Raw genomic sequence first — 12,612 nt, forward strand, 5'->3', positions numbered from 1 at the left:
CCAGCAGCGGCGGCGCGCCCGGATGGGTCGAACAGGCGGTTGTCCGTTGAGAAAATGTGCTTATCGATCAGCCATTGTTCGAATTCCGGCGCCGGCCGCAGCCCCAGTACCCGCCGAATAAAGAGGGCATCGTGAAAGGCCGTGGACTGGTAGTTGAGCATGATGTCATCGGAGCCGGGGACCCCCATGATGAAGGTGCCGCCGGCCACGGCGAACTGCGTCAGCAGCATGTCCATGTCGTCCTGGTCGGCCTCGGCGTGGTTGGTGTAGCAGATGTCGCAACCCATGGGCAGGCCCAGGAGCTTGCCGCAGAAATGATCCTCCAGGCCGGCGCGGATGATCTGCTTGCCGTTGTACAGGTACTCCGGCCCGATGAATCCCACCACCGTATTGACCAAGAGCGGATTGAATTTGCGCGCCACGGCATAGGCCCGTGCCTCACAGGTCTGCTGGTCGACCCCATGGTGGGCATCGGCTGACAGGGCGCTGCCCTGGCCGGTCTCGAAGTACATCAGGTTCTGCCCCACCGTGCCGCGGTTCAATGACAGACCCGCCTCATAACCCTCCCGGAGCAAGGCCAGGTTGATGCCGAATCCCGCGTTGGCTTTCTCGGTGCCGGCAATGGACTGGAATACCAGGTCTACCGGCGCGCCCTTTTCGATGGCCTTGATCGTGGTGGTGATGTGGGCCAGCACGCACGACTGGGTGGGAATGGCGTATTTGGCGATCACCTGGCCCAGCATCTCGATCAGGGTGACCACGGCCGTCACGTTGTCCGACACCGGGTTGATGCCGATTACCGCATCGCCGTTGCCGTAGAGCAGACCGTCGATTACGCTGGCGGCCACGCCCGAGGGCGCATCCGTGGGATGATTGGGCTGCAGACGGGTGGAAAAGCGCCCCGGCAGGCCGATGGTGTTGCGAAAGCGGGTCACCACCCGGCATTTGGCCGCCACCAGGATCAGGTCTTGGATGCGCATGAGCTTGGAGACCGCCGCGGCCATCTCCGGGGTGATGCCCATGCGCAGGCCGGCCAGGGTCTCGCCGTCGGCGGCCTCGGACAAAGCCAGTCCCGCAGGCCGCCCACGCTCAAATGGCGAATGGGGGTGAAGGCCGCATCGTCGAAATCGTCGAGGATCAGGCGCGTGACCTCGTCGATTTCATAGGGGATCAGGGGTTCTTCCAGAAACCGGGTCAGGGGCGCCTCGGCCAAAACCATCTGGGCCGCCACGCGCTCCAGATCGGTATCGGCCGCGATACCGGCCAGACGGTCGCCCGAGCGCTCGGGGCTGGCCTTGGCCATGACGGTCTTCAGGTCCTTGAAATCGAAATGGCGGCCGTCCAGGCGAATCGTATACTTCATGACGGTTTCTATCTCTTCCGCTGGCGAAAGGCTGCGTTCACTGCCAGCCGTTCCAGGGAGAGGGCCAGCACGTCCCGCAAGCGCGGCTGTTTTTCCAGGAGCGTCTTGCAGAAGGCCCGGGTCCGGTCGGGATCGACCAGGCCAGGGCCGGGCACAAAGGCCGCCACGACCCGCTCGAAGAGCATCGGATGCATCGATTGCATCCGTTCCAGGTTGGCTTCGAACCAGGGCCACAGGTGATCGCCGGCCGCCGGGTTGCCCGCCGCGGCCACCAGGGGCATGAAGCGGATGCGGTCGGGCACCTGCTCGATGGCGTAATCCAGGGCTTTTTCCAGAAGCTCCCACTGGCCGAAGCTGCCCAGGGCCGTCACCAGGGTCATGCGCTCGTGCTCCACAGGACTGGCTTCGTACCGTTTGATCATGGTGTCCAGGGCCGCCGGATCGCCGGTCACGCGCCGGCGGTCATTACCGCCCGGAAGATATCCGCCGGCACCGATCCGCCGTCCACGAAGGCCTTGAATTGGTCTTTGAGGCGACCGAGAACCGGCTCGACGCCGAGCAAGGCCGCATGCGCCAGCAACTGGTCGCGTAGCATGGCCGTGGTCTGGGGCTCATCGGCGGCCGGCTGCTCACCGACCGCTGCCAACGCTGCCTGGATCAGGGCATCGGCGGTCTTCCGGGTTTGCTCACACAGCTCGCCGTCGAGCAGTAAAGCGGCTTCGAAAAGGTGGCTGTCCAGACTGGAAAGGGGCAGATAATCGGTTTCCCCGACGTAATTCTCGGCCAGGGCCAGATAGCGGGCCATGGGTGCGGCGCCGGATTTGACCAGGGCGTAGAGATCGTTCTGCAAGCCCCAGCGATCCATGGCAGCCAGGGTCCGCCCTTTTACCATGACCCCCAGGCGATCGAGGTTGTCGGTATCGTCGTAACGCACGTGGTAGAACCCGGTTTGTTCGGGATTGAGCTTATAGGCCAGGGTGCCCGGTGGCAAGGCGATGTCGATGGTTTCCCGATCCATGATCCAGGTTTGGGTGGCCGCCTGCCGTCCGGGCCGTAGGTGGTGACGGTCAGCGGGACCATCCAGACCTGGGCCGAGTCGTTGGGTAAAAATGAGAACAACCGCTGGCTGACGGTCAGCTGGTCGGCGTTGCGCCGCACGCTGAGCACGGGAAAGCCGGGCTGGGTGACCCAGTTTTGCATCAGTTCGCTCACCGGCATGCCCGACGCCTCGGCCAGGGCTTCCCAAAGATGGTGGCTGGCCGCGCAATCAAAGGCGTAGGCGGTCAGGTAGCGCCTCAGGCCGGCCTTGAAATGCTCCGGCCCGATCCAGGCCTCCAGTTGGCGCAGCACGCTGCCACCCTTGCTGTAGATGATCGGCGCCGTGCTGGTGGTGATGGCCACCTGGGCGCCGCCGGGCATTTCGATGGCGAAGGTTTCATGCAGGGCATCGCGCGAAAGGGCCGTCTCGGTCTGGGTGCGCACGAATTGCTGCCAGATCTCCCAATCGGGATGATAATAATCGACCATGCCGAAGCCAAAATAGGTGGCGAAACTCTCATTCAGCCAGAGGTACTTCCAGTCCTCGGGGGTGACCAGGTTGCCGAACCATTGGTGGGTGATCTCGTGGGCGATCACCTCGCAGATGCGCGACTCGCCTTCCCGCGAGGTGACCCCCGCAACGTGCAGCAAGAGGTTTTCGCGGAAGGTGATGGCGCCCCAGTTCTCCATGGCGCCGAAGGCGAAATCGGGCACGGCAATGAGATCCATTTTACTCAAGGGGTAGGCGATGGCGTAGTAATCCTCACCGTAGGCCAGGGCCTTGCGGCCGAACACCCGGCCGAAGTCGGTCTGCTTGCCCATGCCCGGCAGGCAGACGGCGCGCACGCGGGGATCGACGTCGTCGGTGTGGATCTCGAAGGGCCCCACCCCGAAAAAGAGCAGGTAGGTGGACATCTTGGGTGTCGGTTCGAATTCGACCCGCTGCCGGCCGTCATCTTTTTCGTGGACGGATTTGACGGCGGTGTTGGCGATGGCCGTGAGCCCTTGGGGCACGATCATCGACACGTTGAATACCGCCTTTTTGGCCGGGTGGTCGAAGCAGGGAAAGGCCCGTCGGGCGTCGCTTTCCTGAAACTGGGTCACCGCCATGTGGCTGGGGCCGCCATCCACCTGGATGCGGCTGCGGTAGAAGCCGGCCATGCGGTCGTTGATCTTTCCCATATATTCCATGGTCAGGGTGAACGGCCCTGATATCGCTTGGGGCAGTTGCACGGTCAGCGCCTCCTTGGCCGGATCGACGCTGAAGGGGCAGTCCATGGCTGGGGCCTCGGTGTTCTCCGGCTGCAGGCGGCAGTTCCAGACGGCCAGTTCGGCACAGTCCAGGGAAATCGTCGACACGGCATCGTGGGCGGTGGCGGAAAGGGTCACCTCGCCGGTAAAGACGAATCGATCGAGATCCGGCGCGATGGTGAGGGTATAGGCTTCCGGGGTGATGGGTTGATTCACGATGGACTCCATTCGATGGGGTGGCGGCAGGCCGGAGGAGCCGGCTGCCGGTGGTTGATGAGGTTGGTTTTAGCATGGGCGACCCGCCGGTGCAACCGTCCGGCGGGTCGATCGTAACCTCGCGGCTTGCCGCTTACGGGCGTTTGCCGCTGTTGTGAAACGCTTCCAGGCTGCTGCGGTCAATCAAGATCTTGCCGCGTTCGCGCACGGCGCGGATTTCGTCGAATTCGATCAGTTGATAGATTACCTTCTTGCCCACGCCGATGAACCGGGCGGCTTCGCTGACCGTCAGGACCGGTACGTGGATATGGGATGCATGGGTCATCGCTCGTTCCTCTTTCTGGATAGGCACACGTTAAGCCGGCGCGCCCGCACGACAACGCGGAATGCCTTCGCCGGCATCAAACCCCTCGATGGTAAGCATCAAATTCCCGGCAGCAATGCCGGCACCGTCATCGGCACGGGTGGCCGTACGTCTTTATCTTGGGATTTTTACGAGTTCATCAAGCGTCTGCTATTCGCATCGTATTGTAAACGTTTTCCGTACCGCGGATATATTATCGCTATGAACATTAAGCTTGTTTGTCGGGCGCATCTATGGTTTGGCAGTATATTTGCTACAATATTGGGTTGCGGCGATCCCATAACATCAGCGTAATTTATACTCATTGTTGAGTAGCCTAAGGCTTATTATTTGATTCATATTTACAGTTATTAATGGAAACGTTGAAAAGATGAAAAATAATAAAAAAACTGTGAACAGCCAGGGCGTTGAGTTAAACAGCTGGGACAGATTTATCGACCCGGCGCAAGAAAGCCGAAGGATGCTTTCGACGTTGATTGGCAATCTGCCCGGGGTAGTATATCGATGTATCAATGACAAACGTTATACGATGTTGTTTGTAAGCAAACGCGTGAAAGAGATATTCGGCTTTGAACCGGAAGAAGTGATAAATAATAAAAAATATTCCTTTGCCGAATTTATTCATCCAGAAGATAGGCGTCGCATTTGGGACGAAACCCAAATGAAACTTAAATATAAAAAATCATTCCGTTTAGACTACAGGATAATTGATCTGAACGGAAATATTAAATGGATATGGGAGCAGGGTGTCGGTGTATTCAATAAGGAGAACAGATTGTTGGGCCTGGAAGGCTTCATGATCGATATAACCGATAAAATAAATCTTGAGAAGAAGCTTGAAAAAACCAAAAACCTTGCTCTTCTAGGAGAGTTTTCAAGCGCACTGGCGCACCAGGTAAGAAACCCATTGGGCGATTGTTTGTTAAGTGCGAAACTGATGCAAGATTTGCTCAAGACAATGGCATTAGAGGAAAACAATAGACGCGAGTACAATAATTTATCGGTTCTCCGAAAAGATTTAAGAAATCAATTAAAAAAAGACCTTGTAAAGTTGATCGAAGGCATTGATGGAATAAATTCCATCGTGACTCAGATTCTGAATTATACAAAAAGTATGAAATTGATGTTTTCAAAACAAAGGATAGATATTTTACTGAAAGATATGCTATCCCCGTATAAGGATTTAATAGAAAAGCAGAATATTGAAATCGTAATCTATATCGAAAGTGGGATCAGCAAAATCGAGATCGATGCGATCCTGATCAGCCAAGCCTTTCAAAATTTGATCGATAACGCCATAAAGCTTATGAAGAACGGCGGTTATATTAAGATAAATGTGAATAGGATAAATTATTTGGGCGAATGTTTGCTTATCACCATCGCCGATTCCGGACCGGGTGTTAATGAAGAGGATAAAAAAAATCTGTTCAAACCATTTTACACCACGCGCACTTCAGGAACAGGATTGGGATTATCTTTTGCCAAACGCGTCATCGAGGCGCATAATGGTGAAATTTGGTTGTGCAGCCCCGATAAATGTATTCAGCCGATTAATCAGCTATGCGGTAAGTGTCAAGAGTTGAACGGTAAACGCTTGCCCGGCGCCGCATTCCATATCATTCTTCCAGTAAGGAATACAACTAAATCAAATTTTACATAAAATTGATAGGTTGAATAATGACTGATATTTTAGTTGTCGATGACCAGATATCATTTTGTGACCACATTAAAGTAATTCTTGAAACGGAAGGCTATGAAGTCGATAGCGCCAATGAAGTCGATTCGGCCTTGAAAATGTTATCCCAAAAAAAATATGAAATTTTGTTAACAGATTATCGTCTTGGACCAATCGATGGAATTGAATTGTTTAAAAAAGCCCGGCAACTAGATGATGATATATCCGGTGTAATGATGACGGCTTATGCATCTATTGATTCAGCGATCCAATCGATAAAGGATGGATTCAATGATTATATCCAAAAGCCCTTTGAACCCGATATCCTTCTAATCTCGATTAAAAGAATCATTCGGGAAAGGAAGATGGCCCAGGAAATTCGTCTTCTGAGGAAAGAAGTTATTGAGAGGTATTCGTTTCACAACATTGTCGGCAAACATAAATTAATGCAAAACGTGTTCGAGTTAATCAATAAAGTTTCGGGACACGATGCGCGGGTAATGATAACGGGTGAAACGGGCGTGGGTAAGGAACTTGTCGCCAAAGCAATTCATTATAATAGCCGCAGAAAAGACTTCCCCTTTGTGGGCATCAATTGTGCCGGGCTAACGGAATCTTTATTGGAATCCGAATTATTCGGATATGAAAAAGGGGCATTTACCGGTGCGGATAAAACAAAAAAGGGAAAATTTGAATATGCTGATGGCGGAACGCTATTTCTAGATGAAGTTGGTGATATATCAAGCACGATGCAAATTAAATTGTTGCGCGTATTGCAGGAAAATAAATTCGAACGCGTCGGCGGGAATAAAACAATTGATGCCAATGTAAGAATAATTTCAGCAACCAACCAAGAACTGGATGAAAAAATTAAAAAAGGTGATTTTCGGGTAGAGTTGTATTATCGGCTGAACATATTCCCAATTAAGATACCCGCATTGAGAGATCGAATAGAGGATATTCCCATTTTAACAAATCATTTTATCAACAAATTTAACAAGAAATACAAGAAAAGCGTTGAAGGTGTTTCAACAAAAGTCATGAAAGCGATGATGCATCATTCTTGGCCAGGAAATGTCAGGGAATTGGAAAATTTGATTGAGAGAGAGTTTGTCACCATCGAAAATAACAAAATCGAGCATATTGACCTTTCCGGCACCTTCATCCACAACACGAATAAATCGATCTATGATGTCGATGTGGATCTGCCTTTTAAAATTGCCAAATCCCTTGTTGTTAATCGATTTGAAAAGGCTTACCTTAAAAAATTATTAAAAGGATGCATGGGGAACGTTAATGAGGCGGCCAGAAAATCGAAGATAAATCCCAGGACACTATGGCGCAAAATACAAGCCTTCAATCTTGAATTGAAAGAATTCAGCAGCGATGAATAATGGTAGCTCAATGTCGCAGTAGGACATTTTTGTCGCAATTATAATCTGTTGTAATATCATTAAATATCGTTTTTGACACATTTTAATACGACATAAAAGCCTTTATTATAACCTACCCTTTTATTATAATTATTATCCATTCGACCCTCCCGCAAAAAGTGTGAATCGACCCGATCCATCGCCAACTTCACCTCTTTATCCTCCCTGACCGCATCGATGTTTAAGATGGGTGTTTCTGCAGATCGTGTTGGCATTTCATTTGCTCATGTACGTTTAAAACAGCCCCTCAGACGTTTATGCCGTTTGAACGAGAAGTCATGCAGTTATTCAAGCCGACGAAAACATGAACGCGAATGTTCATGGTTTTTTTAAACTGAAACACAAAGGAGGGAAATTGTGGAAGCGATTTCTGAAAAAGCAGTTACGCGGTTAGAGGATGCATTGGGAAAAGAGAATGTCTATCCCGACAACCCGCATCGAGCGGTTCGTGCAGCGGTGCCGTCGCCCTTTCCGGTTTGCCATTGGGAAGAGCATATCCCTGATATTGTCGTGCTTCCCAAGACGACGGAGGAAGTCGTCGAAATCATGAAAATTGCAAATGAATTTAAAATCCCGGTGGTACCGCGGGCCGGCGCGACAGGGCTGGCGGACGGGGCGGTTCCCATGAGAAAAGGAATTCTTCTCGATATCAAACGCATGGATGAAATTCTTGAAATCGACGATGTCAATATGACGGCAACCGTTCAGCCCGGTTTGGGGATGCTCGAGCTCAATAAAACCCTATCGCGGATAGGGCTGTTTTATCCCGACGACCCCGCCTCCTACCCTTGTTCCATCATTGGGGGAAGAATCGGATCGGGCGGTTGGAGCCTGATGGGGTCAGGTTATGGGCACGTACCGGATCTGGTGATCAGTATGGAAGTTGTTTTGCCGACCGGTAAAGTCATTCGGGTGGGCGGCGGCGGCGGACGGAAAATCAGAAAGTCCAGTGTCGGGTATCGGCTGAAGGACCTGTTTATCGGCCATTCGGGAACGCTCGGCGTCACCACCGAAGCCACGCTAGATCTATGCAAAAAACCGGAGGCGGAATGTCCGGCGTATTTCGGCACCGGCAGTTTCGAGGAGTCCCACGATCTTGCCCTGGCCCTCGAACGACTGGGGCTCAAAACCATGACGGCGGTGGTCATCTTCGATAATGAGAAAATTGAATTCCTGCGAAGAGATGATGAAGCCTATATCCCCCAGCCCAAGGAAGTTGTTTCCGTTGTTCTCGCACTTCTCTATGGATCCGAAGGCGAGGTTTTGGCCGCGAGGAAACAGGTGTTCGAAACGGCCGTCGATAAAATGAAGGCCACCTATCTGGGTGACGAAATCGCCAAGGGTGACTGGGCATCCAGGCATGACCGCTACCACATCACCTATCATGGCCGGAATGCCGCCGGCGAAGTATCCATGATGAGCTGGCATTGCGAGGATGCGGCCATTGTACACAGCGAGCTTCCCTATGTCCGGAAGAAATGGCACGAAATCGTCAAGCGCTATAAAAGAGAATATGATGGCTATTTCGATGATTGGGGCATGTTCATGTATACCTCCAACCCTTTCAAAGCCTACGGCGACTATCTGACGGAAGTCGATATCGGTGTTAACGAATTGGAGATGACGCCTGAAATCTGGCAGGCATTTATCAAAATGAAGTCGGAGATCGCCGCAGTGGCGCTTGAAGCCGGGGGTAGTATTTCCACCTGCCATGGCGGAACGCGGCCCGGAGACGTTGAATTGGCCTGCCACCAGGAATTGGCGGAGGGTTCCTTTGACTTGATGAAAGACATCAAAAAGCTGCTCGATCCCAACAATATCATGAACCCGGGCAAATACCTGCTGGATGAAGCTTATCAATAGGAGGGAAAATTATCATGTCAGAAGTCTATATAAGCAAAAAATCTTTCTACGATACACCCTTGGGAGATGACAAAGCGGTTGTGCCGGAAATGCGCAGGGATTGTTATGCCGTATTCGCCTGCCGGCATAAATTTTGTCGGGACGTCTGCCCGGTCTATTTCGAGACAAGGGATGAAACCACCGGCTCATATGGCCTGCATACCTCAATTTTAGGCATGGCCGAGGGACACGTGGCACTGTCGGATCTGCAAGACACGATTACGATGTGCCTGGAGTGCGGTGCCTGCGAGCTTCGCTGCCCCAATTCACTTTATACCGGAGATTTTTATGGTCAGTCGACAACTCTGGTCGACTTGGTTCGCAAGGTCAGGCGCGACCTCATCGCCCAAGGAACTCCGCCGGCCAATTGGGACGCCGTACAGAAATATATCGACCAGGACCTTGAGAAAGAAAATGGACCAAGCGATGCGCTGGTGAAATGGGCCGATGATCTCGACCTGCCGAATGCCGGCGAAACAATGTTGTTCGTTGATTACTTCAATGCCGGACAAACAACGGATGTTCCCAGAAACGCGGTAAAAATATTGAAAGCCGCAGGTATTCGGTTCGGCATCCTCGACAAACCCTATCCGACACTGGGCGAATTGTACGAAAGCGATAAGGAAAAATGGATGGTCTATGCCGCGCAAAATATCGATGCCCTTGCCAAGGCGGGCGCAAAGACCGTCATTCTGGTTAACCCTCACGATTATATCTTTTTCGTCAGGGAATATCCGAAATATTTTAATCTGCCTTTCGATGTCGTTTACATTACAGACTATCTGCTGAGCTTGTTTGAAGCTGGAAAGATTACGCTCAAGAACGAACTTCCCATCAACGCCACCTACCACGATCCCTGTTCCCTGAACAAACATGTCCTCAATTGGGAAGCGCCGCGCACACTGATCGAAGCCATCCCCGGCATCAGCTACAAAGCCGATGATCATATTCGGCAATGGGATTACTGCTGCGGTAATGGATTGAACAGCTTTAAACGGCTCAAGCCCGATGTTTCCTACAAGATCGGGTTGCGGCGGTTCAGCATGGCAGAGGAAGTTGGCGCCGAGCAATTGATTGTTGCCTGCCCCCACTGCCTGGATCAATTCACGGAAGTCAAGGCCAAGTCGGGAAGTAGCCTCGAGCCTGTCCATATTCTTGAACTGATCGCAAAGTCCATGGGGATCGATTAACCGATAAGGAGGCTTCCATGTCAGAAAATGTCATTATTAAAAACGGTCACTTCCGCGTTGAACCGTGGAGAATGGAAAAAATTCAAACACAGGAATTGAGCGATTCCGAGAAAGAGCGGTTCGTTAAAAACAGGGAACAATGGCTGGATTGGATGAACCGTCACTTCGCAGATAAAACAATCCTGGCTCCCGATAAATATAAATAATTTTGGGGGTTAACCTGTCAATCGGTTCGGTCGCATGAAACGAAGCCCTTCCATGCGACCGGTCCCTTCCTTTCGAAGCCATTGGGGGAGAAATGAGAATCGCCGTTTTAGTGAAACATGTTGTCGATTCAACAGAGGTCAGATTTGATGTCAACACCGGAGACCTTCGCCTGCGCGGTCTTCCGGAAAAGATAAGCGATTATGACAAGCATGCCATCGAAGCAGCCGTAAGAATCAAGTCGGAGCTGAAGGCGACCGTAACGGCCTTTAGCTATGGGTCCAAGGCGGCGCTCAAATCGCTGAAGGAAGCTGTTGCCATGGGCGTCGATGACGGCGTGCTGATCGCCGATCCGTCTGCCGATAAAGGCTTCGATCCCATTTATACGGCCGACGTTTTATATCGCGCGATTCAACACCATGGGGGTGCGGATTTAATCCTTTCCGGGGCCATGACGGAAGATATGACCCACATGATCACAAGCCCTGCGCTCGCCTTTTACGCGGGCATCCCGCACATTGCAAATGTCATCAAGATAGCGTCCGTTCGGGAAAATGAAATTGAAGGCGTTTTCGAAGCGGACGGCTACGAAAATACGTTTAAGGCATCCTTGCCGCTGGCCATTTCGGTGACGAGAAAATTGAACGATCCCCGATTGGCCACAAAAATTCAGATCCTCAAAGTTCCAGTGAAAAAGATCGCAACGATTTCACTGGACGATCTCGGCATCCCGCCTGGCGGTGAAGACGGGCCCCAGGCCACGTTCGATGCCTACGCCCCCATTACCAAGGACCGTAAAAAATTGATCATCGATGGCGATCCGGCACAAATGGTGACGACCTTGATCCAAAAAATCAAAGAGGAGAACTTATTGTGAAGACGCTTTTTCTTTCCAGCAATAAACGTTCGCTGCAGCAGCTTGCGGGCTTATCCGACGGGCTCGCGTTGACCGATGCGCCGGCCTTCGTATGCGTCGAACCATCGGCGTGCCTCCCCAGCGATGCGCTCGTCGCCATAAAAAAAGAAATCGAATTAAGCGCCTACGATCTTTTCATTCTGGCGGACAGCGACGTCGATCAGGAGCTGGCGGCAGGCATCGCCATATCCATGAAAACCGGCTGTTCAACGAAATGCACCGGCATCGGCATCGATGGCGACGCCCTTCACGTTATTAGAGAAGTCTTCGGCGGACTGGCCAATTTGCATTTGGTTGCGGCAAAAAAGCCCTATGTTCTCACCGTTTCGAAAAGTTATCTGAACGCGGTGCCGCCCGCCGAAACGGAAATGACATTTACAACGATTTCCGTGAAGCCGGAACATGCCAGCGTTGCACTTTTAGATTCCAAACGAATTGAAAAGACAGTTGATTTAGTCAATGCGAAAAAGATCGTTTCCATCGGACGCGGGATCGACAAAAAAGAAAACCTTCCCATCATCGAAGCACTGGCAAAAGCCATGAATGCGGAATTGGGCTGTTCAAGACCGATATCGGAAGATTTCAAATGGCTGCCGCTGGAACGGCAGGTCGGACTGACCGGAGAAACCGTAAAACCGGATATGTATCTGGCCGTCGGCATTTCAGGCCAAGTCCAGCATCTTGTCGGCATGCGGGACGCCAAAGTCGTTATCGCCATTAATAACAACAAAAGCGCGCCGATTTTCGAATTCTGCGATTACGGGCTTGTTGCCGATCTTTTCGAGATCGCGCCCCTGCTTACGCAACGTATTCAAGATCAAGCATAATGCTTTGCCCGATGTTGACCGAACCACGAGAAAAACCTCAATCGATAAAATGGTAAAAGTAAATGCCTGAACGCCAATTCATGCCCTTTATGCCCGAGGCCACCAGCATTATCATGTATCTCGTTTTTTTCATCGCGCTGGCAGTGAATTTATACGGGTTGAAAAAGCTTACGGGACAGATCGATGAAAATTGCCGCGGTTTTTGCGTTAAAGCCGTTCATGCTCTGCGACGC

Annotated in this window: 11 protein-coding genes and 1 pseudogene; 7 read left to right on the plus strand and 5 right to left on the minus strand. The window is 51.8% G+C overall.

Annotated elements, in window-relative coordinates:
• The 5 genes and pseudogenes from JCM12296_RS14625 to JCM12296_RS14645 all read right to left on the minus strand — a co-directional run.
• Nucleotides 1–1,363: pseudogene (locus tag JCM12296_RS14625) on the minus strand (ethanolamine ammonia-lyase subunit EutB); the annotation flags it as partial.
• An 8-nt stretch (nucleotides 1,364–1,371) separates the two neighbouring features.
• The gene (locus JCM12296_RS47540; protein ID WP_054694409.1) at nucleotides 1,372–1,815 is read right to left on the minus strand and encodes an ERAP1-like C-terminal domain-containing protein; all 444 of its coding nucleotides are present in this window, start codon (nucleotides 1,813–1,815) and stop codon (nucleotides 1,372–1,374) included.
• The gene (locus JCM12296_RS47545) at nucleotides 1,812–2,297 is read right to left on the minus strand and encodes an ERAP1-like C-terminal domain-containing protein (protein WP_054694411.1); all 486 of its coding nucleotides are present in this window, start codon (nucleotides 2,295–2,297) and stop codon (nucleotides 1,812–1,814) included. Before JCM12296_RS47545 ends, JCM12296_RS47540 begins: the two co-directional genes overlap by 4 nt.
• Nucleotides 2,249–3,868: a M1 family metallopeptidase gene (locus JCM12296_RS14640; protein ID WP_054694413.1), complete on the minus strand. Its 1,620-nt coding sequence runs from the start codon at nucleotides 3,866–3,868 to the stop codon at nucleotides 2,249–2,251. Before JCM12296_RS14640 ends, JCM12296_RS47545 begins: the two co-directional genes overlap by 49 nt.
• A 133-nt stretch (nucleotides 3,869–4,001) precedes the next feature.
• Nucleotides 4,002–4,193 carry a helix-turn-helix domain-containing protein gene (locus JCM12296_RS14645; RefSeq protein ID WP_054694415.1) on the minus strand — a complete coding sequence of 64 codons (192 nt, stop codon included), beginning with the start codon at nucleotides 4,191–4,193 and terminating at the stop codon, nucleotides 4,002–4,004.
• 409 nt (nucleotides 4,194–4,602) lie between these two features.
• On the opposite strand from JCM12296_RS14645, the gene JCM12296_RS14650 reads away from it, so the two are divergent.
• The 7 genes from JCM12296_RS14650 (at nucleotide 4,603) to JCM12296_RS14685 (ending at nucleotide 12,379) form a co-directional block, all read left to right on the plus strand.
• Complete coding sequence (locus JCM12296_RS14650) at nucleotides 4,603–5,892, plus strand: sensor histidine kinase (RefSeq protein WP_054694418.1); 1,290 nt, start codon at nucleotides 4,603–4,605, stop codon at nucleotides 5,890–5,892.
• Between the two features lie 17 nt (nucleotides 5,893–5,909).
• Nucleotides 5,910–7,301, plus strand: a complete 1,392-nt coding sequence (locus JCM12296_RS14655) for a sigma-54-dependent transcriptional regulator (protein WP_054694421.1) — start codon at nucleotides 5,910–5,912, stop codon at nucleotides 7,299–7,301.
• Nucleotides 7,302–7,697: 396 nt separating this feature from the next.
• A complete protein-coding gene (locus JCM12296_RS14665) occupies nucleotides 7,698–9,203 on the plus strand; it encodes an FAD-binding oxidoreductase (RefSeq protein ID WP_213183453.1) in 1,506 nt (501 codons plus the stop codon).
• 14 nt (nucleotides 9,204–9,217) lie between these two features.
• Nucleotides 9,218–10,432 carry a (Fe-S)-binding protein gene (locus JCM12296_RS14670; protein WP_054694429.1) on the plus strand — a complete coding sequence of 405 codons (1,215 nt, stop codon included), beginning with the start codon at nucleotides 9,218–9,220 and terminating at the stop codon, nucleotides 10,430–10,432.
• A gap of 17 nt (nucleotides 10,433–10,449) precedes the next feature.
• On the plus strand, nucleotides 10,450–10,638 hold the full coding sequence (locus tag JCM12296_RS14675; protein ID WP_054694431.1) for a hypothetical protein: 189 nt from the start codon (nucleotides 10,450–10,452) through the stop codon (nucleotides 10,636–10,638).
• Between the two features lie 92 nt (nucleotides 10,639–10,730).
• Nucleotides 10,731–11,513 (plus strand): electron transfer flavoprotein subunit beta/FixA family protein, encoded by a 783-nt coding sequence (locus JCM12296_RS14680; protein WP_083456161.1) that lies wholly within the window; start codon nucleotides 10,731–10,733, stop codon nucleotides 11,511–11,513.
• Entirely contained in the window at nucleotides 11,510–12,379 is an 870-nt protein-coding gene (locus tag JCM12296_RS14685) for an electron transfer flavoprotein subunit alpha/FixB family protein (protein ID WP_054694437.1), read from the plus strand. Before JCM12296_RS14680 ends, JCM12296_RS14685 begins: the two co-directional genes overlap by 4 nt.
• The last annotated feature ends 233 nt before the right edge of the window (nucleotides 12,380–12,612 follow it).

Origin of the sequence: Desulfosarcina cetonica JCM 12296 (assembly GCF_001311845.1) — a bacterium.
GTDB lineage: Bacteria > Desulfobacterota > Desulfobacteria > Desulfobacterales > Desulfosarcinaceae > Desulfosarcina > Desulfosarcina cetonica.

What these genes read in the sequence shown, in the direction of transcription:
- JCM12296_RS14680 (WP_083456161.1), top strand. Translation starts at nt 10,731, where the DNA reads ATGAGAATCGCCGTTTTAGTGAAACATGTTGTCGATTCAACAGAGGTC.
- JCM12296_RS14670 (WP_054694429.1), top strand. Translation starts at nt 9,218, where the DNA reads ATGTCAGAAGTCTATATAAGCAAAAAATCTTTCTACGATACACCCTTG.
- JCM12296_RS14655 (WP_054694421.1), top strand. Translation starts at nt 5,910, where the DNA reads ATGACTGATATTTTAGTTGTCGATGACCAGATATCATTTTGTGACCAC.
- JCM12296_RS14650 (WP_054694418.1), top strand. Translation starts at nt 4,603, where the DNA reads ATGAAAAATAATAAAAAAACTGTGAACAGCCAGGGCGTTGAGTTAAAC.
- JCM12296_RS14675 (WP_054694431.1), top strand. Translation starts at nt 10,450, where the DNA reads ATGTCAGAAAATGTCATTATTAAAAACGGTCACTTCCGCGTTGAACCG.
- JCM12296_RS14645 (WP_054694415.1), bottom strand. Translation starts at nt 4,193, where the DNA reads ATGACCCATGCATCCCATATCCACGTACCGGTCCTGACGGTCAGCGAA.